This window comes from Sphingobacterium siyangense (assembly GCF_007830445.1).
GTDB classification, from domain to species: Bacteria; Bacteroidota; Bacteroidia; order Sphingobacteriales; family Sphingobacteriaceae; genus Sphingobacterium; species Sphingobacterium siyangense.
In genome coordinates this window covers 1-23,391 of record NZ_VLKR01000017.1, presented here as the reverse complement: position 1 = coordinate 23,391, position 23,391 = coordinate 1, and the positions used below count along the sequence as shown (strand labels likewise).

Genomic DNA, 23,391 nt, shown 5'->3' with positions numbered 1-23,391 from the left:
TGGAAAAAAACATATTTTTGTAATTATATTAAAATAGTTTATATTATAGATGACTGAAGGAAAAGGAACAAACTTGCTTAAAGCAGCAAAGGAACTCAACATCGGGATACATACCGCCGTGGAATGTTTAGTGAAAAAAGGATATGATGTAGAAGCAAAGCCTAACACTAAATTGAGCGGAGAGATGTATGGTGTGCTGTTAAAAGAGTTTCAGGGAGACAAATCACTGAAAGATGAAGCTAAACAAATTGTGATTGGCAAAATTCGTCGTGAGGAGTCGCCGTCCACTTCTCCTAAGGAATCATCTAAGAATGAGGATTTCGAAGATCATGATGAATCCAAGGAAATCCTGGTCAAAAATACGGTAGAAATCCCTTCTGTTAAGGAACCTACTCCGGCAAAAGTAGAGGAGCCCGTTCATCAAGGTGGTATGAAGGTGGTTGGTAAGATTGATCTGGACGCATTGAATAGAGGCGGAAATAAGGTCAAGAAGGAAGAACCTGTTAAGGAGGAACCAAAAACCGTTAAAGAAACACCTGTAGAGGTTAAAGCTGAAGCTAAGGTGGAAGAAAAGAAAGAAGCCGAAGTCAAAGCGCCTATTGTTGAAGAGAAAAAAGAAGAACCAAAGGTTATTGAAAAGAAGCCGGAAGTTGTTGTACCAAAAGCTGAAATAGAAAAACCCGAAGTAAATAAAACTGAAGTAAAAGCAACTCCGGTTGTAGAGACAAAAACTGAACCTGTGAAGGTAGAAGACAAGAAAAAAGAAGAAACAGCGCCGAAAGCTGTACCAGTAACTCCAATAGTGGAGCCTGTGAAAAAACAAGGAGATGAAATTATTTCTGCTCGTGCAGAGAGATTGACAGGTCCTAAAGTCATTGGTAAGATTGAATTACCATCTGCTAGACCTTCCCACAAACCAGTGGCTTCATCTTCAAATGCTGGAAATAATAATGAGAAACGTAAGCGTAAGCGTACGAATCCAAATGGTCCAGTAAACCCAAATGCGGGGCAAGGTCAAGGTCATAATAACCAACACCGTGGGCCGCGTGATGGCAACAATCCCAACAACCGGGACCAACAGGGTAACCGAGGAGGGAATCATGGTCCTAACAACAACCCGAACAATCGTCAAGGGCAAAACAACAACCAACATCCGGGTAGACCAGGACAAGGAGGTAACAACCAACACCCAGGTAGACCAGGACAAGGTACGAGACCGCAACACGGTAATCGTTTTGACAATAGAGGTAAGGGAAGACCTGTTGAGAATAAGGAAGAACCTACTGAAAAGGAAATCCAAGATCAAATTAAGGCAACACTTGCTCGTTTGAGTGGTGCAGGTAAATCTGGTAAATTTGCGCAACGTGCCAAATTGAGACGTCAGAAACGTGACGATGTTGCTCAACATGCAGAAGAAGCTGCAATGGAGCAAGAAATGATGGCGAAAGTATTGCGTGTTACAGAATTCGTAACAGCAAACGAATTAGCTAATTTGATGGACGTTCAGGTAACCCAAATTATTGCAACTTGTATGAGTTTGGGTATGTTCGTGTCAATTAACCAACGTTTAGATGCGGAAACTTTAACAATTGTAGCGGATGAATTTGGTTATCAGGTAGAGTTTATCAAACCTGAGGATGAGGAGACTGCTGAACTTGAGGAACCGGATAACGAAGCGAATTTGGTTTCAAGAGCCCCTATTGTAACGGTCATGGGACACGTTGACCATGGTAAAACATCTTTATTGGATTATATCCGTAAGGCGAACGTTACTTCTGGTGAGGCTGGTGGTATCACCCAACATATCGGTGCATACGCGGTGAAATTGGAGGATGACCGTAAAATTACATTCTTGGATACTCCTGGTCACGAAGCTTTTACGGCTATGCGTGCCCGCGGTGCTAAAGTGACGGATATTGTTATTATCGTTATTGCAGCGGACGACGCTGTCATGCCGCAAACAAAAGAAGCAATCAACCACGCGCAAGCAGCGGGAGTACCAATCGTATTTGCATTTACTAAAGTAGATAAACCGGGAGCAAATCCTGATAGAATCCGTGAGCAGCTTTCTGCGATGAATATCTTAGTTGAAGACTGGGGCGGTAAGTTCCAAGCGCAAGAGATTTCAGCAAAAACGGGAGAAAATGTTGACCTATTATTAGAAAAAGTTCTATTGGAAGCTGAGATGTTAGATCTAAAAGCTGATCCGAAAAAACGCGCTGTTGGTTCAGTAATTGAAGCAGCTTTGGATAAAGGTCGTGGTATCGTGACAACGGTATTGATACAAAGTGGTACATTACGTGTTGGAGACCCTATTTTAGCGGGATCGCATTCAGGTAAAGTGAAGGCTTTGACTAATGAAAGAGGTGAACGTGTTAAAGAGGCGGGACCGTCTGTTCCAGTACAAATCTTGGGTATGGCAGGCGCGCCAACAGCAGGGGATAAGCTTTATGTTCTTGAAAGCGAGTCTGAAGCTAGAACTGTAGCCAACAAACGTCTTCAGTTACAACGCGAGCAAGGTATGCGTGCAACTAAACATATTACCTTGGATGAAATCGGTCGTCGTTTGGCCATCGGTAACTTTAAAGAACTTAATATTATCGTTAAAGGTGATGTGGACGGTTCTATTGAAGCATTATCAGATTCATTATTGAAATTGTCTACTGACGAGATCCAAGTTAATATCATTCATAAATCAGTGGGTGCGATCTCTGAATCAGATGTATTGTTAGCTTCTGCTTCCGATGCGATCATCATAGGTTTCCAAGTACGTCCGACACAAAACGCACGTAAGTTGGCAGAGAACGAGCAAATTGATGTACGTTTATATTCGATCATCTATGATGCGATTGATGAAATCAAGTCTGCGATGGAGGGTATGTTGGCTCCGAAATTTGAAGAGAAAATTGTTGCTGAGGTTGAAATCAGAGAAACTTTCAAAATTTCTAAAGTTGGTACGATTGCCGGATGTATGGTTAAAGAAGGTAAGATCAATAGAAATAATGATATCCGCATAATCAGAGATGGTGTCGTAATTCATACTGGTAAACTGGCATCTTTGAAACGTTTCAAAGATGATGTGAAAGAAGTTTCAATGGGTTATGAATGTGGTTTAAATATTGACCGTTTCAATGATATTCAAGTAGGAGACATTGTCGAAGCTTACGAACAAGTTGAAGTAAAACGTAAATTGTAATCACTTAGTGATACACTAATAAAACAGAAAGCGGCATTGGTTTTAATCAATGCCGCTTTCTGTTTTAACGTTCGTATAGTTCTATTGGTACCTGATCAGGATCAAAGAAGAATGTAAAGCATTTATTTGTTAACTCGTCTATTCTGATCCCTTCGTGTGATACACCTGCTTTTTCGAGCTTATTTAATTCTAGGTCGAGATTATCGACTTCGAATGCAAGATGTCTTAAACCGGCGGCTTCTGGAAAGCTGAGCCGATTAGGCGGTGATGGAAACGAAAAAAGTTCTATAATATAATGATCATTGAGTTTGAGATCCAGTTTGTAGGAATCACGTTCCACACGATAGTATTCTCTAGCAATCTCTAGGCCCAGTATGTCAGTATAGAATTTCTTTGAACGCTCATAATCACTACAGATAATAGCGATATGATGTATCTTGTTGAGGTTTAATTTCATTTTTAAATCTTATCTCATTGTGTTTGTTATACAAGGTTGTTCCTTAAGGATATGGATCATATACAGACTATTTTACAATGTTTCATCTTATTTTGCTCTTTCATATTGTTTAGGCCAGGGGATGTCAGCATCTAATTCTTTGGCAAAATGTAATGGAAGATGTGGATCATCAAGAAATCCCCGTGCGATTAAGATTAAATCAGCTTGCTTTTGTGCGATGATCTCAGACGCTTGAATAGCCGTTTTGATTAAACCTACTGTGGCAACGTTATTCTTGGTATGTTCCTTAATCGCGATGGCGAAAGGGAGCTGATATGCTGGTCCGACATCTATTTTTTGATAGGAGACCAAGCCTCCACTCGACACATCAATTAAATCTACCCCCAATGTATACAGTAGTTGCGATAAGGCTATAGACTGCTGTAGATCCCAGCCTGCTTCGGCCCAATCTGTTGCTGAAATACGTACCCATAAACTTTGGCTTGTTATTTCTCGTTTTACTCTTTTCACAATTTCAATAAGAAAACGTATCCTATTTTCAAAGATCCCGCCGAAAGAGTCTGTCCGTAAGTTGCTCAGTGGTGAAAGAAATTGATGGATCAGATATCCATGTGCAGCGTGGAGTTCAATAATTTCATAGCCTGCCTGTATGGCTCTTTTCGTTGCTGTTCCGAATTGTTCAATCAGATTTTCAATGGCGTCTAGATCAAGCTCCTGTGGTTCATAATCTCCAGCATGGAAAGGGATCGGAGATGGGGCGACTGTTTGCCAACCCTGTGGATCCGTTGGTGAAAATTGATTCCGCCCGACCCAAGGTTTATTACTGCTTGCTTTGCGGCCTGCATGAGCAAGTTGTATGCCCGGTATGGAATTATTTTCTTTAATGAACTCGGTTATTTCTTTTAGTTTTTCGATATGCTGGTCCTCCCATAAACCAAGGTCTCCATCACTGATTCGACCGTCAGGGCTAACTGCTGTTGCTTCCTGTATTACTGCTGCAGCTCCGCCGATTGCAAACTGGCCCAAATGAACCAAATGCCAGTTATTTGCAAAACCATCTTTTGCGGAGTATTGGCACATTGGAGATACGACCAAACGATTTTTCAATTGGAGGTTTCCAATATTTACTGATGAAAATAATTGACTCATAATTGCGTGTTTATAGAAGGCAGGAGCAAGGAAAGCTCCCGCCTTGATCAATTCTTTGTTTTGTAAAGAGAGCCCCTCAGAAGCCTTTATTTAAATCTTTGCGAACCGTGGTTCAACTGTTAAGGATTTGTAGACCATAAAGATGCTGATTTTAGCATTGCTCTTCTTGGTAGTTTTAAATTGGCAACTACTAACTCTGCGAAATCTTCAGGCTGGAGAACTTTTTCTGGATCGCCATCGGTAAGTCCAAGTTCTTTGGACATATCGGAAGCGATCGTGCTTGGCATTAACGTACATACACGAATATTGTTTTTCCGTACTTCCCGCATTAAAGAATCGGCGAAGCCGATGACGCCAAACTTTGACGCACTATAAGCGGAAGTGGTGGCCGCGCCATTTAATCCGGCAGTCGAAGATACCATAATGATATCGCCTTGATTTTTTTCAATCAGTTGTGGAAGGATAGCTTTTGTAACAAAGTATGTACCCAAGAGATTGGTATGAATGATCGATGTCCAATCGGCAACGTCCATGTCGAGCACAGAGGAAAATGATGCCACTCCCGCATTGTTAATTAAGATATCAAAGCTGCCGAAAGTGTTTTTCAGTTGCTCGATCTCCTGTTGTACAGCACTATAATTTGATACGTCAAAAACGGCATAAGTGACCTCAGTGCCTAGCTCGGCAAGTTCCGCAGCCGTATCCTTCAAAGCAGCTTCATTTCTCCCAGTAATCGCGATATGAACACCTTCTTTCGCTAATGCATAGGCAATTGCTTTTCCTAATCCCCGCGCGCCACCTGTAATTAAGGCTCTTTTTCCTGTTATATTTTCCATAACATAAAAATAGGTATGATCTTTTTTATTCGTGTCAGATGAACCTCAAAAAGGCAACTTATTTTGCCTTTTTGAGGATATTTTCGATAATAGGGTAAGTATTGTTCCGTATGTCTTCAAATTGGTCCACATGACGCCATTCCGCTTTTGTAATATCTTCTGCGGTTTGTGGAATCAATTTAGGGACTTTGTTGACTCCCATTTCATACCAGTTTGTTGCTTTTAGGACGAATTCTCCATTTCGCAAAAAATAAGTATGGTATGATGTGGTAATTTTTTTTCCTAAGTAGTTGATTTTAATGCCACATTCCTCTTCAACTTCGCGTACAGCTGCTTCCCGCATTTTTTCATTGTCTTCGACTTTACCTTTAGGGAGGTCCCATTTTCCTAATCGGTAGATAAAAAGATAATCTCCATCACCGTTTTTCACCAATCCACCGGCTGCTTTGATGAGCTTAATTTTATTTTTTAAGTTTTGAAATACAGTTTCAAAATCCTTGTTGATGTAGAGATATGTTTTTGGAACTTTATCAATTTCAGATTGTTTGAAAAGTTTTTGGAGGTCAATCTCTTGAAAACTAATTGTTTGTGGGTTTTTGGTTTTCGATGGAACAAAATCTGCTAAAATTAGCACGGTTTCGTTCATATAAATTTTATAAATTTGCGCCATGAATAATTTAAATGAGGTTGAACAAAAAGTTGCTGAATCCTTATTGCAAATTAAAGCAATAAAATTGCAACCTAAAAGTCCTTTTACATGGGCGTCGGGTTGGAAGTCTCCAATTTACTGTGATAACCGTATCACTTTATCTCATCCTGCGATTCGTACATACATTCGTCAAAAGCTTTCTAAGCTTATTCAAGAAGAGTTTGGATCAGTGGATATGATTTCTGGAGTTGCTACGGCAGGTATTCCACAAGGCGTTTTGGTAGCACAGGATTTGGGACTACCATTTTCTTATGTTAGAAGCTCAGCTAAGGACCATGGTCGTCAGAATTTAATTGAAGGTGAAGTAGTTAGCGGTCAACGTGTAGTTGTAATAGAAGATCTAATTTCGACAGGTAAGAGTAGTTTAGTGGCTGTAAAGGCATTACGTGAGGCTGGCTGCAATGTTGTTGGGTTGGTGTCTATTTTTACTTATGGATTGCAACAAGCTACTGATAATTTTGCCGATGCAAAATGTCCTTATTTCAGTTTATGTAATTATGATGCTTTGATTCAGGTCGCTGCTGAAAATAGTTATGTATTGGAAGAGGATATTGAGATCTTGAAAAAGTGGCGATTGAACCCTGCAACTTGGGGAGATAATTTTCAATAAAAAAGATTAATTTATCGTTATGACTACTATTCAGAACACAACAGAAATCAACAAAAATGTCAGCGCGGTGTATGCATTTTTGGCGGATCTCAACAATCATGAACAGTTGATGCCGGAAAATATCTACAATTGGTCTTCGACTACGGACGAAGCTCGATTTACAATTCAGAATATGGCAAAATTGGCTCTTAAGGTAGAAGAGCGTAGTGAGAATCAATTTATTAAGTTGGTTCCGTCGGAGAAGGCGCCTTTTGAAGTTGCTCTTCGTTGGGAATTGCAAGTTGTTGCTGATACGGTGACAAAGGCAACCTTTATTATAGATGCTGATCTCAACATGATGATGAAGATGATCGCTTCTGGACCACTTCAAAAATTAGTTGATTTTCAGGTCAACAAATTAAAAGAAAAGTTGGGATAGGTTGTTCATAACGGATATAAAAAAAAGCTCGATTAGTAATAATCGAGCTTTTTTTATGCTAGTCTTTCATTGACTTTTTTCCAATTCACAACATTCCACCAATTTTTAATATAATCAGCTCTTTTGTTTTGGTAGTGCAGGTAATAAGCATGCTCCCATACATCAAGGCCTAAAACGGGGATACCTTTTACCTCTGCAACATCCATTAAAGGGTTGTCTTGATTTGGAGTAGAGGTAATTTTTAAGTTACCTGAGTCATCCAAAATCAACCAGGCCCATCCCGAACCGAATCGTGAGGTTGCTGCTGCGGCAAATTGTTCTTTGAATTTGTCTAAAGAACCAAATGTCTTATTGATCATGGTCAATAATTTTTCAGAGGGCTGGCTCGGCTTATCGGACAGACTTTCCCAAAAAAAGTTATGGTTCCAAGCTCCACCAGCGTTATTCCTTGCTTTAGGAGAGTACTTAGATATGTTTGCTAGAAGTTGCTCCTCTGAGGCTTCTTTGATGTTTTCAGCAAGAATGGCTTCGTTAACGGCGTTAATATAGGCCATATGGTGCCTTGTATAATGGATTTCCATTGTCAACGCATCAATATTAGGCTCCAAAGCGGCATAACTGAAAGGTAATTTTACTTGGGAAAACTTTAAGGTAGCGGCATTTAATTCAGTAGCTTTCGCGGAAGCAATATCTTGTAATATTGATCCAGATACAGCGATGCCTAGTGTAGCCTTTGCTGCATTTTGAAGGAAGTTTCTGCGTGTTTGCATATAATCTTATTGTGATTAGTTTTGATATAAATATAACGTGAAATTTTACAAATATTGTGCAAGAATTGTCTGTTAATTGTAATACAACAAAATTGTTATAAATTCATCTTTTAGGGTGGCATATATTGTTTTGAATTTTGGTTTACGATATTTATGTAACATATAATTTGCATGCTTTTAAGAACGCTTCAAGGTAGTCTTAGGGCAGGTATCCAGAGAATTATAATTGTTTATAAAGGCAAATTTAGCTAAGTTTGATTTATGTATACATTAAGGATTTCAAAAATTATCCCCCAACCTAATAATAACATTACTTTTCAGCTTGAGTCTATAGCAGGAGACTATCCTTCCTATAAAGCTGGGCAGTTTATTACACTTTCTTTTGTGTTTGGTGATCGTGAGGTACGTCGTTCTTATTCTTTTAATAGTTCGCCTGATAATAATGAGCCCTTAAGTATCACTGTTAAGCGTGTCGAAAATGGGGAAATATCCCGACTGCTCCACCATACTATTGTGGAGGGGGATATCGTGAATGCAATGGAACCTCAGGGTTTATTTGTATATGAACCTGAAGCAGAAAAGGTTCGGACCTTATTTTTGTTTGCTGCAGGAATTGGCATTACACCCTTGTATGCTATTCTGAAAACAGCGCTTCTTGCTGAAAGTAAGTCCAAAATAGTTTTAATTTACAGTAATAGTACGCTGGAGTTAACACCGTTCCGATCGGAATTGGAGCACTGGGCAGATCGATTCCCTGACCGCTTAACTATTGTGTGGATTTACTCCAATAGTAAATACTTGATGAAAGCCAGGTTAAATAGAGACTATATACATGCTATTGTTAACGATCATTTGTTTGGAAATAAGGAAGATGCTTTGTTTTATACTTGCGGTCCTGTGATTTATATGGACTTATGTCGTTTTACACTTTTGGGGATGGGGTTTGATTCCAATCAGATAAAACGAGAGACATTTCTATTGCCCGAAAATGAAGAGGATGATGATGATGAGACTGAAAAGGAAGTCGATACAACAACCTATGCCATCGAACTATCTTTTCAAGGTAAAACTTATCATCTAGAGGTTCCCTACAATAAATCTATTTTAGATATAGGGCTGGAACATAAAATTAAGTTGCCGTATTCTTGTAAATCCGGTATGTGTAGTACGTGTATTTCGCAGTGTACAAGGGGGAAAGTAAGAATGGACTATAATGAGGTGTTAACAGACCGCGAAGTTGAACAAGGAAGAATACTGTTGTGCACGGGGCATCCGGTAGAAATGAATACAGCTATTGAAGTGCTATAATTGAGCATTCGTATTTAATCCAAAAATATGCTGTGCAGTTATGGGGTGCCAGAAATATTTAAAATTGCATATACAAGTAAATTTATCTAAGTTTGGATATAACCGTTTTATATCTAACTATTATGGGGAAATTACTCTGGAGCCCAACAGAAGAGCAAAAATCTCAATCTGAGATCAATAAGTTTAAACAATATGTCGAGAAGGAGCATGGCGTATTCTTTCCATCCTATCAGGAGCTTTGGGCATGGTCTACGACGGAACTGGCTAGTTTTTGGAAGAGTATAGCCGCCTATTTTAATATAAAGTTTCATTCAGGCTTTACAACTATTGTTGATTCGCCAACAGATCCTACAAGCTTTATCGGAACAAAATGGTTTGCTGGGGCTACCTTGAATTATGCTGAACACGTATTTCGAAACACAACGAAAAAGCGTCCGGCATTAATCTTTCAATCTGAACAGCAAGTTAAAAGAGAGGTGTCATGGACTGAGTTGGAATCCATGGTTCTCAAACTTCAGGTCTATTTGAAAGAACTAGGGGTACAAAGTGGAGATCGCGTTGCTGGTGTATTGATTAATGGCATTGAAGCTGTTGCGTTATTTTTAGCTGCTAATTCCATCGGTGCTATTTGGTCCTGTTGTTCGCCCGATTTTGGGGAGGCGAGTATTCAGGATCGTTTTGAGCAGATTGAACCCAAAGTGCTCTTCGCAAATTCCAGTTATTACTATAATGGCCGTCTTTTTGAAAAAGCGGAGAGTATTAAACAACTTTCTCTGCGGCTACCATCTTTACTGGCTTGTGTTTTGATTGATGACAATATTTGGGAAGAGATTCTGAAAAAGGATCTTACACAGGCTGAGCTCCAATTTACGGCAATGCCTTTTGACGCACCAATATGGATTTTGTATTCTTCCGGAACTACCGGGAAGCCCAAAGCCATTACACATGGAGTTGGTGGTATGCTATTAGAACATATGAAAGCACTTGGACTGCATCAAAATGTGCAAGACGGGGATCGATTCATGTGGTATTCCACTACTGGATGGATGATGTGGAATTACGCACTTTCGGCCCTTTTAATGGGAAATACATTGTGTATATATGATGGGGCTACGAATTATCCCGATAAATTAAGTTTATGGAAGTTTGCACAGGAAAGCAAGGTTGACCATTTTGGTGTTGGCGCTGCTTATCTCATCTCCTGTCAGGATCAAGATTTAAGATCCTTGGCTTATCAGCCGAAAACAATAGGATCGACAGGTTCACCACTTCCACCAGATGTATTTGAATGGCTAAATCTACAGTTTCCAAAGAGTCAAATTGTCTCGCTAAGTGGTGGTACAGACGTTTGCAGTGCCTTTCTTTCGGGGTGTACATTGCTCGATGTTTATGCAGGGGAGATCCAATGTCGCACTCTAGGCTCTAAGATAGAAGCATTTGATGAGCATGGTCATCATCTTTATGGAGAGGTGGGAGAACTTGTTATTTTAGCTCCCATGCCCTGTATGCCCATCTATTTTTGGAATGATTTGGCGAATAAAAAATACTTTGATAGTTATTTTGATAAATATAGCGGTGTTTGGAGTCATGGTGATTGGATTAAGATCACTGCACATGATGGAATAATTATGTACGGTCGTTCAGATGCAACGCTAAACCGCGGTGGCGTACGTATCGGTACTGCAGAGATCTATAATGTTTTAAATAGAACCAAAGGGGTCTTGGATAGTTTGGTTATCTGTGTAGATCATGAAAATGGATCATCTGATATGTTGCTTTTTGTTCAATTGGACAATGGTTTATTGAATGATGCGTTAAAAGGGGAGATTAAACGGGAGCTTCGGCAACAATATAGTCCGCGACATGTGCCTGACGATATTTTTCAGGTATCGGCTATTCCTTACACGTTAAGCGGTAAAAAACTGGAGCTGCCTATTAAGAAGATTTTTTCGGGAATGACTGTAGAAAAAGCGGTGTCAGTAGATATTATGCGGAACAGAGAATCTTTGTTAGACTTTGAAGCGATCAGTAAAATCTGGAGAAGATCTTAAGTATAGTATGATATAAAAATACCTAATTAGAAAACCCCTCGGATGATGAAGTTTATCGTTTGAGGGGTTTTCTAATTTAATTTTACTCCACTCAGACCTGTATAACACCGACATTATACCGTTCTAGAATAGGTTTTTCGTTGGCAGCTTCAATTCCCATGCTGATGACTTTTCGTGTTTCTTCAGGCGCTATAATTCCATCAACCCATAATCTTGCAGCAGCGTAATACGGACTCAGTTGCTCGTTGTACCGATCTTCTATTGATTTAAGGAGACTGTTTTTTTCTTCTTCATTAATTTCTTGACCCTTGGCTTTTAAAGCTGATTCTTGGATTTGAAACAGTGTCTTGCCTGCAGCGGCACCGCTCATGACAGCCATTTGGGCAGTAGGCCAAGCGTAGATTAGTCGTGGGTCATACGCTTTTCCACACATCGCATAGTTTCCTGCGCCATAACTATTTCCAACAATAAAAGTGAATTTTGGAACTACGGAATTGGCCATTGCATTTACCATTTTTGCTCCGTCTTTGATAATCCCCCCTTGCTCTGATCGGCTTCCTACCATAAATCCAGTGACGTCCTGAAAAAACACAAGCGGAATGTTCTGCTGGTTGCAATTCATGATGAAGCGCGCTGCCTTATCTGCTGAATCACTATAGATAACCCCGCCCATCTGCATTTCCATTGCGTTACCGGGTTTCTTGGCTTTGATAATTTCACGTTGATTGGCAACAATCCCGACAGCCCAACCGTCTACACGTGCGAGGGCGCAGACAATGGTTTTTCCATAATCGGGTTTGTATTCCTCTAAAGTATCTGCGTCTACAATTGCATTCAAGATATCCTGCATGCGATAAGGTTTTGTTCTGTCTTCGGGAAGAATCTCTACTATTTTACTCGGATCTGTTTTTGGAGGAAGGCTTTGCTTTCTGTTGAAATTAGCTTTTGGATTTCCACCGATTTTATCGATAACATTTTTTATGGCCTCTAAACAACTTTGGTCGTCGGGAAATTTATTGTCTGTCACGCCGGATATCTCCGAATGGGTAGAAGCTCCGCCGAGTGTTTCAGCGTCTACGGTTTCACCTATCGCAGATTTGACCAGGTATGGGCCTGCTAAAAATACAGAGCCTGTTCCTTCGACGATAAAGGCGTAGTCGGACATGATAGGGAGATAAGCGCCACCTGCCACGCAACTTCCCATGATTGCTGCAATTTGAGGTATTCCCATGGAAGACATTCGGGCATTGTTACGGAATATGCGGCCAAAGTGTTCTTTATCGGGAAATATTTCATCCTGCATCGGTAAAAACACACCTGCAGAATCTACCAAATAAATGATTGGAAGATTGTTTTCCATGGCAATTTCCTGTGCGCGTAGATTTTTCTTGGCAGAAATAGGAAACCAGGCTCCTGCTTTTACGGTTGCATCGTTAGAGACGATGACACATAGTTTGGATTTTACATAGCCCAGTACCGCTGCACAGCCCGCATTTATGCATCCACCATGTTCTTTATACATTCCCTCGCCGGCAAACATGCCTATTTCCAGATATTCTCGGTCTGGGTCCAGTAGATATTCTATTCGTTCCCAGGCTGACATTTTACCCTTTTCTTTCAGTTTTTTTATTTTATCGATGCCACCACCTAGTTTTAAATTTTCTCTTTTTTGGCGAAGTAATGCGAGTAGCTCCTTCATAATTTATAATCTTGGTTTTAAAAAGCTGTTGAATTAAGAATTTCTTATTTTTAGATAAATTTAAAATAAAATTTTAAAATATTTGCAATTTTATTCCTAAATATTTTGATATATTAGAATTGAATTACCGATTGTAAATTTAATATTCATGCTTATGTTTATTGAAAATAAACAACAAATGGATATGATCAGACAAAGTGCACGAGATTTTGCACAGTATCATATCAAACCTTATGTGATGGAATGGGACGAAGCCCAAATATTTCCAATAGAAGTTTTTAAAAAGTTAGGCGAACACGGTTTCATGGGTGTGATCGTTCCTGAAGAATATGGTGGATCGGGACTCGGATACCAGGAGTATATTACCGTTTTGGATGAGATTTCCAAGGTGTGTGGCTCAATTGGACTTTCCGTAGCGGCGCATAATTCGTTATGTACAAATCATATATTAAGCTTTGCCAGTGAAGAACAGAAGAAACGTTATCTTCCAAAGTTGGCGACAGCTGAATGGATCGGTGCCTGGGGACTTACAGAGACCGGTTCTGGTTCGGACGCTGGTGGAATGACGACATTTGCTGAGCGAGATGGTGATCACTACGTGTTGAATGGTTCTAAGAATTTTATTACGCATGCCATCAGTTCTAGTGTTGCTGTCGTTATTGCGCGGACGGGGGCTAAGGGAGATAAAAAAGGGATGTCTGCTTTTATTGTTGAGAAAGGTACACCTGGATTTACCGCAGGAAAGAAAGAAAATAAATTGGGGATGCGTGCCTCAGAAACTGCCTGTCTGTTTTTTGATAATTGTCGGATTCATCGGGATCAACTCATCGGTGAAGAAGGGCAGGGCTTTGTGCAGGCCTTAAAATTATTGGATGGCGGACGTATTTCTATTGCGGCACTTTCTTTGGGTATTGCACGCGGAGCTTACGAGTGCGCGTTGAAATATGCGCACGAGCGTGAGCAGTTTGGGAAAAAGATTTACGAATTTCAGGCGGTTTCTTTTGCGCTAGCAGATATGGCGACACAGGTGGAAGCCAGTGAACTGTTGACGAGGCAGGCAGGCTATTTAAAGGATCATGGAGATCGTGTTTCTAAAATTGGTGCGATGGCTAAACTTTATGCGTCGGAGGCTGCCGTTAGTGTTTCGAATGAATCTGTACAAATCTTTGGTGGTTATGGATTTACAAAGGACTATCCTGCCGAGAAGTTTTTTAGAGATGCCAAGTTATGTACAATAGGTGAAGGGACTTCAAGCATTCAGAAAATGGTGATCGCTAGAGAGATTGAGAAAGATATTTTATAGCATATTATGAGGGATCAAGTTGTGTTGGTTGATTGCCCAAGAGACGCTGTTCAAGGGCTTCATAACTTTATTGAGACGGATAAGAAAATTAAACATATCAATACGTTGATCGAAAGTGGGCTGTTTGATGTTATTGATTTTGGATCTTTCGTTTCGCCGAAAGCAGTTCCGCAGTTGGCGGATACAAAAATAGTACTGGAAGGAATCAGAACGAATGAAAAAGTGAAGTTATTGGCGATTGTCGCCAATCTTCGGGGCGCGCAGGAGGCAGCTCTAGAGGAAAAAATCCACTTTTTAGGGTATCCATTTTCAATATCGGAAACATTTCAACTTCGAAATACCAATATGGGCTTGGCGGCTTCTTATCAGCAGGTAAAAGAAATGAAAGCTTTGGCCGACTCGCAGCATAAATCTCTGGTTGTTTATATTAGCATGGCTTTTGGAAACCCATACAGTGACCCTTGGTCCCCGCTTTTGGTAGAAGAGTGGATTGGAAAATTATGCGATCTTGGCATTCGGGAATTTTCTTTGGCAGACACAACTTCAGAAGCCGATGCAAATCAGATCTCAGAATTATTTAGTTTTGTTAAAACTCGTTTTCCAACACTGGAAGTAGGCGCACATTTTCATGCAAGGCGAGAGGAGAGTCTTGCAAAGATTGAAGCAGCTTATCTGGCGGGTTGCCGTAAATTTGAAGGCGCATTGCTCGGTTATGGCGGTTGTCCATTTGCAAAAGATGATTTGGTCGGTAATATACCTTCAGAGCTGTTGTTGCATTATTTTGGACGAGGAACTGATGCTGAAATAATCGGATTGGAGCATAGCTTCAGACAAATGATTTTGTAGATGGAAAAACTGAATTTTATTAAAGTGCACGTTGAGGGGCATGTGTTCAACTTGACCTTAGCCCGTTCGGATAAAAGAAATGCTTTTAGTCCGACAATGGTGAGCGAAATAGCCTATGCATTGAATCTGGCGAATAGCAATCCTGATGTTCGTTTAGTACAAATAGAGGCTGAAGGTCCGGTGTTCTGTGCTGGTATGGATCTTAAAGCTTTTGAGGACCCTACATTAGATATTGGAAATTCGGCAATTCCCAAGGTTGAAAAGTCACTGGCAGAAATATTTGCCTGTTTAGATAAGCCTTCAATCTGTGTTGTTAGGGGAGATGTTATTGCAGGTGGTTTTTTGATAGCATTATCCTGTACGTATTTATTTGCTCTCCCACATGTACGTTTTTCTTTGCCTGAAGTGAAAATTGGGCTCTTTCCATTTCAGGTGTTGGCGTTGCTTACAGAATATATGCCTGAAAGAAAAGCCATGGATCTCTGTATCAGTGGTCGGTCTTTTTCTGCGGAGGAGGCTTTGAAAAGGGAAATCGTTTATGGCATCCTGGATGCTGAAGAAACAGTATTGATTGAATTGAAAAGGACGATCCTGGAAAATGCTCCCTTGGCCATATCACGGGGTTTTGTAGCACTGCGAAAATTAAAAGAGCAAGATTATGATGATAAGTATAACTTTCTATTGGAGAGCTTGGCGGATTTGCGTAAAACCAATGATTTCAAAGAAGGAATGGATGCAATGCGAAATAAGAGAAAAGCCAACTGGCAAAATAGCTAATTAAAATGATCGAAAACTAGGTCTGCTTGTCAGCGGCGAGAATTCCCAGGGAATGGAGCTAAGAACGATCAGGAGAGCTAGTCCAAACCAGATTAATAATATTTTAAAACGTCGATCGTTTGTATCGGCGTTTTTGCTTTTAAGGGCACCTATTGTTAAGCAGATTGCGGCAATAATCATCATGCTACTGTGCTCCATGCCAAAGAAGCGAATTTGCCTGAGGTGAACTGCTTCGTCAAAATGTTGCAGAAAGTACTGTGTGATGGGGCTCAGTACATAGAGACTAAAACCTAAAAATAGCTGAATATAAAAAGAAATAACCGTAATTTTTACAAGAAATTGATCGGTAGGGGAGAATGGAAGTTCCTTTTTTCTTTTGTAAAAAAAGTTCACGAGACTAATCGTTACTACAATCAATACCTCCCATCTCCATAAAGAATGCATCGCTAGAATGAAAGGATAAATGTAATTCATCATACAGACAAAGATGGTAATAAAATAGATTTAAAGCTATTTTAAGCAATATCATCACATAAAATAAACGAAGGTTTTTCATCAGTTGACTAATCTGTTGTTCAAAGTATGTCATATTTATGTGTATTTCTTGTTTATATAAGTTTTTTATCGTTTTGATTATTAGTTTGTTTTGTATTTTGTTTAACTCTTGGTTAATACTACTATTGCGTGTAATTTGGTATTCATCGGTAAGGTGGAGAATAACGATTAACTAGCCCAAACACACAGTTCAAATGATTGCAAGAACAAAGGTATTTCCTATTGAGTAATCAATACTACTCTTGTATGTTTTGGTTTTGGCTGTTTTTAGCCTCTCTGAGGTGCTGTTTGTTTTTCTCAAGGGGTTTTGTGGTTTTAATTTATTTAGGCTTAGAATGGGGTTATTTTAGTTTTGGCGGATAGTTGTAATTTGTTCAGTTTTTTAACACGGATAACGCATCTCGTTAAAGTTGCCTTTTGTTTATTATGAATTTCATAATGTATTTAAATAACTATTTGTTTGTCATTGCATTATGTTTATTACATAAATTGAGTGTTTATGTTGTCCTATGCCCGATTGGCGCTATTAAAATAAAGTAATGCCTGAGCGTAAGCAAAGCCCTGCCTGTATTTTTTTTAAAATATTTTTGGAATTATATAAAATTCGTTTCTATATTAGTGTATTAATTAAATAATACAGTAGTATGATTACTATCCAAAATCTAAATTTCAGCTATAGTAAATCAAGGCCACTCTTTCTTCATATGGATCTTGAATTGAAGCAGGGGCATATCTATGGGGAGTGTAACTCAAACTGTGTCATTGGATTAGCGTCTTAAAAACCTTTTTCTAATTTGAGTCTATCCCCAAATCTAATATAAAGTTGGGATATGGTCAAGCCCCAGTTATGCATTGGCATCGTCCATTTTTTTGCAATATCTTTAATAATTAAATACATCAATTTCATGAGCGCCTGTTCAGAGCTGAAAGCGCCTTTAGACTTAATAATTTTTCGTATCTGACGGTGTATTCCCTCAATCGGATTTGTGGTGTATATAATCTTGCGAACCTGTTCTTCGTACTCAAAGAAAGTGGAAAGATTAGTCCAATTATCGATCCAGGATTTGGCGGCAAGAGGGTATTTCTTACCCCATTTTTCTTCGAAAGACAAGAGGTTTTCATATCCCATTTCTTCGTTCACGGCCTTATAGATTGGCTTTAGATCCTCCATTACTACCTTCTTATCTTTTTCGGTTACATAGCGCATGCTTGTTCTGATCTGATGAACAATACACAGTTGGATCTTTGTTTTTGGAAAAATAGCTTCTATGGCCTCGGGAAACCCTTTTAGACCATCAATACAAGCTATAAGGATGTCTTCAACACCACGTTGCTTTAGATCCGTAAGAACTGAAAGCCAGAACTTGGCTCCCTCATTTTCTGAGCTATAAAGACCGATCAGATCTTTTCTACCATCCATGCCAACTCCCAGTATGTTATAAATAGCTCTTGATTCAACAGTTCCATTCTGGCGAACTTTAATGTGCATGCAATCCAGGAAAACAAAGGGATAAACAGCTTCAAGAGGCCTGCTACGCCACTCATTTACCGCTGGAAGTACACTTTCGGTAATACGTGATATTTCTGTGGCAGAGATTTCCATTGCATACATTTCGCGTATAAACTCGCTTATCGCCCGTGTGCTCATTCCTTTGGCATACATGCTTAGCACGTGTCCCTCAAGCTGTTCAGTAATGATTAATTGCCTTTTAGGTACTACCTTAGGCTCGAATGTGCCGGATCTATCACGGCCTGTTTCCAGTTCAAATGTCCCAGTGTTAAGGCCTCGGACAGTCTTTTTTGTCTTGCCATTTCGCCGGTTGCTATTGCCCGAAGCTTTCTCTTCGTTCAAATGGTTTTCCAGTTCTCCATCCATCATTGATTCCAACAGATGCTTCATTAACGGCGCTAGTACGCCATCGTTGGGAGACAAACTTTTACCTTCGTAAAGACCTTGCATGGCTTCTGCCTTGAAGCGTTCAAAGTCGAATGGGTCTTTTTCTTTCATGACCGTGTCGTTTGAATAATTGAATATAAATAATCTTATTGAATTATTCCTCTGACACAGTTTACGTTACAGTCTCTATCTATGGCTTGTTGGGGAAGAATGGTGCTGGTAAATCAACTTTGCTTAAGAATATTGCCGGTTTGGTATATCCTGTTTCGGGGCGAGTTGATGTGCTGGGGCATAACCCTAATCGAAGGGAACCTTCCTTGTTAAGAGAGATTAGTTTTATTCCGGAAGAGTTTTATCTCCCTGCCGTAAAATCAGAACAGTTTCTGAAGGCTAATGCAGGGTTCTACCCCAACTTCGATCAGGTATATTTCGATCAGCTTATTCGTGAGTTCGATATTCCTATTGAGCAAAAATTAGCAAACATGAGTTATGGACAGAAAAAGAAATATATTATTTCTTTCGGTTTAGCGTCTAACACGAAAGTGATCATCATGGATGAGCCAACGAATGGTTTGGATATTCCTTCTAAGGTTCAGTTTCGAAAGATCATGGCTTCTGCCATTACTGACGATCGATGTGTGATTATCTCCACACATCAGGTGCGTGATCTGGATAATCTTATTGATGCTGTTATTTTGCTTGATGATCATAAGGTTGCACTCAATGCTCCGATGCATGTGATTACTGATCGTTTATGCTTTAAAAAAGTAAGAGAATTGCCTTTGGATACACTCTATTCCGAAGAAGGAGTAGGCGGTTTTAATGTTATTCTCCCAAACTCGGCGGTAGAAGATTCGAAACTGGATTTGGAGTTGTTATTTAATGCTGTGTTACAGTGCAAGGAAAAAATTACGGACCTTATTAAACTTGATGAATATGTCAAATCTATTTAATGCTACGCGTTTTTTTGGACTGATTCGAAGACAATGGATTGGTTTTGGGCGAATTTATCTGATGTCAATAGGGATTATTGCCGGGGTAATTTTTGGTTTTTATGCGGTTAATTTGGGGTCAAATTATGATGACATCAAAAAGAATACTGTTTATTCGTTGCTAAATTTCAGAGCACCGTTGTTTTGTATCTTGGGACTCTTTTTTGTAACGGTTATCTCAAGTAGTTATTTTGCCGATTTAGGGAAGAAGACCCGGGCGATTTTTGAGCTGATGATTCCGGCGTCACAATTGGAAAAGTTTCTGGTCAGCTTATTCTATACGGTTGTCGTGAGTATTGGTTCATACTTATTGGTCTTTTATTTGATCGATCTGGCATTTGTTTCTTATTTGAGGAGCGTTGGTTCTGTGGTTGTAAATGAAGTGCAGCCATCAGGGGGGACGGTCAGTGTGGATCTATGGCAGTACTTTTTCAAGATTCAATACCCTGAACCGGCTTATTATTTTTGTTTTGTACCAATTCTTCTAAATGCAATTTTTTTACTTGGTGGGATCGTCTACCAAAACTATCAATATGTAAAGACGGCTATTTTTCTTGTGCTTTACTGTGTTGTTTGGATGTGTCTTTTTGTTTACTTAATGAAGACTCAGACCCAGGATACCGTAGGTACAATGGATAATAACTATTGGTCTGATTCAAATCATATTTTTGCATTGATCGGCGCTGTAGGAGTGTTGCTTACCATAATGATTTGGGCGGTTGCTTTTTTAAGGTTAAAAGAAAAGGAGATTTAGTATGGAGTTCAATGCAAATAAAGCCATTTACCTTCAGATTGCTGAGTATGTATGTGATCATATTTTGCTAGCGACCTGGAAAGTGGATGAAAAACTCCCCTCAGTAAGGGAATTGGCAGTTCAGATGGAGGTTAACCCCAATACTGTTATGCGGACCTACGATATGTTGCAGCAGAAAGAAATTATAGCCAATAAGCGCGGGATCGGTTTTTTTCTGACACAAGAATCGGTGAAGAATGTGAAGTTATATAGAAAGGCAATTTTTCTAGAAGAAGATCTTCCCTTGTTTTTTCGTAATATTTATTTATTGGAAATCGGTCTGGATGAGTTAGAGCAACGTTATAGACGGTTTGTAAGTCAGAATTTTAATCAAAATGAGTCATGAAATTAAGTACAAAAATAATAATGGGATTAGCAATAGGCTTATTCGCGGTTCCGATGCTTGTCGCGTCCTACCTTGTTCGTATAAATCGAGTGGATGCGAAAAAATATAATGCTGATGTTGAGCAGGAGGTATCTAAGCCAGGTGCAAAGGATGTTTATTACCGGTCGTTTCCCTTGGCAGCTTTCGATAAGCTTTATATTGTAGGTACCAATGCAAGCGGTGTAGGGTTGTATTGGGTGAAAAGCGATAAGTTTATGGTTAAAGTTAATAAAAGTCAAGCCGACTTTGTGAAAGCGAATGTTGATCAATCTGGCAATCTTACCTTAGATCTTTTATCAGGAGGAGAGGGGTTTTATAAGTCAATCTATATTTTTTCACCTGATCTTAAGGTTTTAAAATTAAAAAATGCGGGTATTAACGAGTTGTCCGCTAAGTTGAACGAGTTGACTGTTGTAGGTGATAGCGTTGAGGTATTTTCCCTTGCAGAAAAATCCGTTATAAATACGTTGAACCTGAACCTGACAAATTCCACTATTGATGATCTTGGCGGGACGGACAGTAAGGGGAATTCTCTTGTTGGTCGTTTATTTGTTAACACGACGAATAGTGTTTTGGGACTTCCGCGTACGAATTATCAAAGTGCAGATATTGTGGCAAACAATTCAGAAGTTTATTTCAATAGGAAAGGACCTGAAGCCAAAGTTGGTCTTCTGAATATCAAAACTGAAGGAAAATCATCTGTCCGTTTAGATAGTTTGCAATGGGGAACATTGAACGGGAATCTATCCAATGATACTAAAATAGATTTGCCTGTCCATGCATTGCGATCATTGCTTAAGTAAGGTTTAATTGGTGGATGTTGCGGTCGATCGTTAATAGTGGAGATCGATATTTTCTGAAAAGGTCAAAATTCCATAGTGGGATTTTGACCTTTTCTTTAAAGGGATGATGTAGATTTTCGGTGTTCGATACTGCAGTCCAAAAAAAACGTCTCGAATTCGAAATAATTCTTTTTGTTTTTTTTCTTTAACATCTGCAAGAGGAGTTCTACCGATTTTTCTGCCATCAGCTGTGTTGGTTGGGTAATTGTTGTTAGAGATGGATTGAGACTGTTGGCAAAAGGGGTGTTGCTAAAGCCAATTAAGTTCATGTCATCAGGAATTTTCACCTTCAATTTATTTAATATGTGCAAAACTTTTAACGACAAGGTGTCTGTCGTTGAGAGGAGTGCATTTGGAGCGGAGGGCTTATTTAATAACGTGTTTATTTTGCTTTCCAGTTCGTCATCGATATTGTCCTTGGGGCTAGAATAGGATATTTCTATAATATTTTTTTCTTTGAAGGGTACGCCGGCGTTGAAGAGTGCATCTTTATATCCTTTTATACGGCTTACATTTCCGCCAATATCTTTACATAGTAAAAGAATGATATTTTCTCTTCTGTTTTTGATCATTTCTTCTGTTGCCTGGTAGATGACCTTGTTGTTTTGGATTCCGATTTTGAATGTGTCGAGCTGATGGTTTATTCGGTCGAAAATAATAACAGGACAAACCTGCTCCATCATATAAAACAAAAGCGATAAGCTTGAATCATTTTTCACAGGGGAAATGATCACTCCTTCGATATTGCTTTGTATGCAAAGTTCCAGCGCTTCTTTTTCTTTTTTCTCGTCGTTAAAAGTCTGCAATAGGATCAGTTTATAATTCGTCTGCGATAGAATGTGCGAGATCTCTTCGTAGAAATCAAAGAAAAAAGAGCTTGAAATAAATGGAACAATGATTGCTAAGGTGTTTGAACGCCCCGTTTTTAAGCTTTTTGCGGAGAAATTTGGTATATAATTGATTTTCTGCGTAAAATCTAAGATTAGCTTTTTTGTTTCTGCACTTATTTCATGGCTATCGTTTAGTGCTTTGGAAATGGTTCCTGGAGATAGGTTTAACTGTTGGCCAATCTCTTTTAACGTAAATCTCTTCATGTGCTCGATCCTCTTTCATTGATTACAAATGTTCTAGCGTCAATACGATGGTAAGATAGCGCTAGAATTATTCTTGAATTATCGGTTACTATTTTTAATGTATTGAGCCCGTAAATTCTTGAAATTATAAAGATAAGATAAAAAACATGTTTTCAAATGGAGATCAAGAAAAGCGTTGTTAATGAGAATTGATGAGATGTTGTTGGTATTCGGGCGAAAGGTGTCGAAAAGTTTGTTAAAAGAGGAGGCTGTTATTTGGTGCCACCGAAAAGTTTACTGATGATCCAAAGGACAAGGGCGACTATAACAACTACGATGAGGATGCCTGTCCAAACACCAGCCTTAAATATCCCTTCTATTACGGAGCAGCTTGTAATAAGGAAAAAAGAGGATGGCATTATTATGTATGTTAATTGCCTTTTCATCATTAAAATTTTTGTCTGTATAAATAGAGACAACTGATAATGAAAATAGTTTTGTGAGAACAGTCCAATATTAGATTATCGGTAAACTATAGGCTGAATGGGGTTGCGCATTGGTTTTGTTGTAGCTTTTCGGTTTTACCGGTAATTTTTGCGGGACAAAAAGAAGTTCCCGTGAGTGTTAAATAAGAAAAGCTAATCTTGCGATTAGCTTTTCTTTAGTGATCCCGCTGGGATTGGCTCAGCCCCTCATTTCCCAAGCACACCCCTGAGCCTCCATTG

Annotated in this window: 21 protein-coding genes; 12 read left to right on the top strand and 9 right to left on the bottom strand. The window is 39.3% G+C overall.

Going from position 1 to position 23,391, the window contains the following annotated elements:
• Positions 1 to 49: 49 nt before the first annotated feature.
• The gene (infB, locus tag IQ31_RS15510) at positions 50 to 3,196 is read left to right on the top strand and encodes a translation initiation factor IF-2 (RefSeq protein ID WP_145328634.1); all 3,147 of its coding nucleotides are present in this window, start codon (positions 50 to 52) and stop codon (positions 3,194 to 3,196) included.
• Between the two features lie 64 nt (positions 3,197 to 3,260).
• On the opposite strand, the gene gloA2 is transcribed toward infB, so the two are convergent.
• The 4 genes from gloA2 to IQ31_RS15490 all read right to left on the bottom strand — a co-directional run bounded on the left by gloA2 (position 3,261) and on the right by IQ31_RS15490 (position 6,284).
• The gene (gene gloA2, locus IQ31_RS15505) at positions 3,261 to 3,653 is read right to left on the bottom strand and encodes an SMU1112c/YaeR family gloxylase I-like metalloprotein (RefSeq protein ID WP_145328632.1); all 393 of its coding nucleotides are present in this window, start codon (positions 3,651 to 3,653) and stop codon (positions 3,261 to 3,263) included.
• A gap of 87 nt (positions 3,654 to 3,740) precedes the next feature.
• Positions 3,741 to 4,802, bottom strand: coding sequence for an NADH:flavin oxidoreductase/NADH oxidase (locus IQ31_RS15500; RefSeq protein WP_088163629.1), 1,062 nt, complete (start codon positions 4,800 to 4,802; stop codon positions 3,741 to 3,743).
• A gap of 119 nt (positions 4,803 to 4,921) precedes the next feature.
• Positions 4,922 to 5,638 carry a 3-ketoacyl-ACP reductase gene (locus tag IQ31_RS15495; protein ID WP_075993373.1) on the bottom strand — a complete coding sequence of 239 codons (717 nt, stop codon included), beginning with the start codon at positions 5,636 to 5,638 and terminating at the stop codon, positions 4,922 to 4,924.
• A 58-nt stretch (positions 5,639 to 5,696) separates the two neighbouring features.
• Positions 5,697 to 6,284: an NUDIX domain-containing protein gene (locus IQ31_RS15490; protein ID WP_232475558.1), complete on the bottom strand. Its 588-nt coding sequence runs from the start codon at positions 6,282 to 6,284 to the stop codon at positions 5,697 to 5,699.
• 22 nt (positions 6,285 to 6,306) lie between these two features.
• Between IQ31_RS15490 and pyrE the strand changes: the two genes are divergently transcribed.
• Together pyrE and IQ31_RS15480 are read left to right on the top strand one after the other, a co-directional pair.
• The gene (gene pyrE, locus IQ31_RS15485; protein ID WP_070567741.1) at positions 6,307 to 6,957 is read left to right on the top strand and encodes an orotate phosphoribosyltransferase; all 651 of its coding nucleotides are present in this window, start codon (positions 6,307 to 6,309) and stop codon (positions 6,955 to 6,957) included.
• A 19-nt stretch (positions 6,958 to 6,976) separates the two neighbouring features.
• Positions 6,977 to 7,375: an SRPBCC family protein gene (locus tag IQ31_RS15480; protein ID WP_075993371.1), complete on the top strand. Its 399-nt coding sequence runs from the start codon at positions 6,977 to 6,979 to the stop codon at positions 7,373 to 7,375.
• Positions 7,376 to 7,428: 53 nt separating this feature from the next.
• Here the strand turns inward: IQ31_RS15480 and IQ31_RS15475 are convergent, their stop codons facing one another.
• Positions 7,429 to 8,145 carry a superoxide dismutase gene (locus IQ31_RS15475; protein ID WP_075993370.1) on the bottom strand — a complete coding sequence of 239 codons (717 nt, stop codon included), beginning with the start codon at positions 8,143 to 8,145 and terminating at the stop codon, positions 7,429 to 7,431.
• 261 nt (positions 8,146 to 8,406) lie between these two features.
• Here IQ31_RS15475 and IQ31_RS15470 point away from each other — a divergent pair, with 261 nt between their 5' ends.
• Together IQ31_RS15470 and IQ31_RS15465 are read left to right on the top strand one after the other, a co-directional pair.
• The gene (locus IQ31_RS15470) at positions 8,407 to 9,453 is read left to right on the top strand and encodes a ferredoxin--NADP reductase (RefSeq protein WP_075993369.1); all 1,047 of its coding nucleotides are present in this window, start codon (positions 8,407 to 8,409) and stop codon (positions 9,451 to 9,453) included.
• 122 nt (positions 9,454 to 9,575) lie between these two features.
• On the top strand, positions 9,576 to 11,504 hold the full coding sequence (locus tag IQ31_RS15465; RefSeq protein WP_088162212.1) for an acetoacetate--CoA ligase: 1,929 nt from the start codon (positions 9,576 to 9,578) through the stop codon (positions 11,502 to 11,504).
• A 91-nt stretch (positions 11,505 to 11,595) separates the two neighbouring features.
• Here the strand turns inward: IQ31_RS15465 and IQ31_RS15460 are convergent, their stop codons facing one another.
• The gene (locus tag IQ31_RS15460; RefSeq protein WP_088162211.1) at positions 11,596 to 13,203 is read right to left on the bottom strand and encodes an acyl-CoA carboxylase subunit beta; all 1,608 of its coding nucleotides are present in this window, start codon (positions 13,201 to 13,203) and stop codon (positions 11,596 to 11,598) included.
• 154 nt (positions 13,204 to 13,357) lie between these two features.
• Here IQ31_RS15460 and IQ31_RS15455 point away from each other — a divergent pair, with 154 nt between their 5' ends.
• From IQ31_RS15455 to IQ31_RS15445, 3 genes are read left to right on the top strand one after another with little or no spacing between them, the layout of a single operon-like run.
• Positions 13,358 to 14,506 carry an acyl-CoA dehydrogenase family protein gene (locus tag IQ31_RS15455; RefSeq protein WP_070567729.1) on the top strand — a complete coding sequence of 383 codons (1,149 nt, stop codon included), beginning with the start codon at positions 13,358 to 13,360 and terminating at the stop codon, positions 14,504 to 14,506.
• Positions 14,507 to 14,512: 6 nt separating this feature from the next.
• A complete protein-coding gene (locus tag IQ31_RS15450) occupies positions 14,513 to 15,352 on the top strand; it encodes a hydroxymethylglutaryl-CoA lyase (protein ID WP_145328630.1) in 840 nt (279 codons plus the stop codon).
• A complete protein-coding gene (locus IQ31_RS15445; RefSeq protein ID WP_088162209.1) occupies positions 15,353 to 16,129 on the top strand; it encodes an enoyl-CoA hydratase/isomerase family protein in 777 nt (258 codons plus the stop codon).
• Here IQ31_RS15445 and IQ31_RS15440 read toward each other — a convergent pair whose 3' ends face one another.
• Together IQ31_RS15440 and IQ31_RS15435 are read right to left on the bottom strand one after the other, a co-directional pair.
• Positions 16,130 to 16,606, bottom strand: a complete 477-nt coding sequence (locus IQ31_RS15440) for a glycosyltransferase family protein (RefSeq protein ID WP_088162208.1) — start codon at positions 16,604 to 16,606, stop codon at positions 16,130 to 16,132.
• 853 nt (positions 16,607 to 17,459) lie between these two features.
• Entirely contained in the window at positions 17,460 to 18,692 is a 1,233-nt protein-coding gene (locus IQ31_RS15435; RefSeq protein WP_145328628.1) for an IS256 family transposase, read from the bottom strand.
• Positions 18,693 to 18,730: 38 nt separating this feature from the next.
• Between IQ31_RS15435 and IQ31_RS15430 the strand changes: the two genes are divergently transcribed.
• From IQ31_RS15430 to IQ31_RS15415, 4 genes are read left to right on the top strand one after another with little or no spacing between them, the layout of a single operon-like run.
• Complete coding sequence (locus IQ31_RS15430; protein ID WP_145328626.1) at positions 18,731 to 19,534, top strand: ABC transporter ATP-binding protein; 804 nt, start codon at positions 18,731 to 18,733, stop codon at positions 19,532 to 19,534.
• The gene (locus IQ31_RS15425) at positions 19,518 to 20,327 is read left to right on the top strand and encodes a hypothetical protein (RefSeq protein WP_145328624.1); all 810 of its coding nucleotides are present in this window, start codon (positions 19,518 to 19,520) and stop codon (positions 20,325 to 20,327) included. Before IQ31_RS15430 ends, IQ31_RS15425 begins: the two co-directional genes overlap by 17 nt.
• A gap of 1 nt (position 20,328) precedes the next feature.
• Entirely contained in the window at positions 20,329 to 20,712 is a 384-nt protein-coding gene (locus IQ31_RS15420) for a GntR family transcriptional regulator (protein ID WP_070567719.1), read from the top strand.
• On the top strand, positions 20,709 to 21,554 hold the full coding sequence (locus tag IQ31_RS15415) for a hypothetical protein (RefSeq protein WP_145328622.1): 846 nt from the start codon (positions 20,709 to 20,711) through the stop codon (positions 21,552 to 21,554). The genes IQ31_RS15420 and IQ31_RS15415 overlap by 4 nt, the downstream gene beginning before the upstream one ends.
• Before the next feature lie 95 nt (positions 21,555 to 21,649).
• Here IQ31_RS15415 and IQ31_RS15410 read toward each other — a convergent pair whose 3' ends face one another.
• Positions 21,650 to 22,687, bottom strand: a complete 1,038-nt coding sequence (locus IQ31_RS15410) for a LacI family DNA-binding transcriptional regulator (protein ID WP_145328620.1) — start codon at positions 22,685 to 22,687, stop codon at positions 21,650 to 21,652.
• Positions 22,688 to 23,391 lie beyond the last annotated feature (704 nt).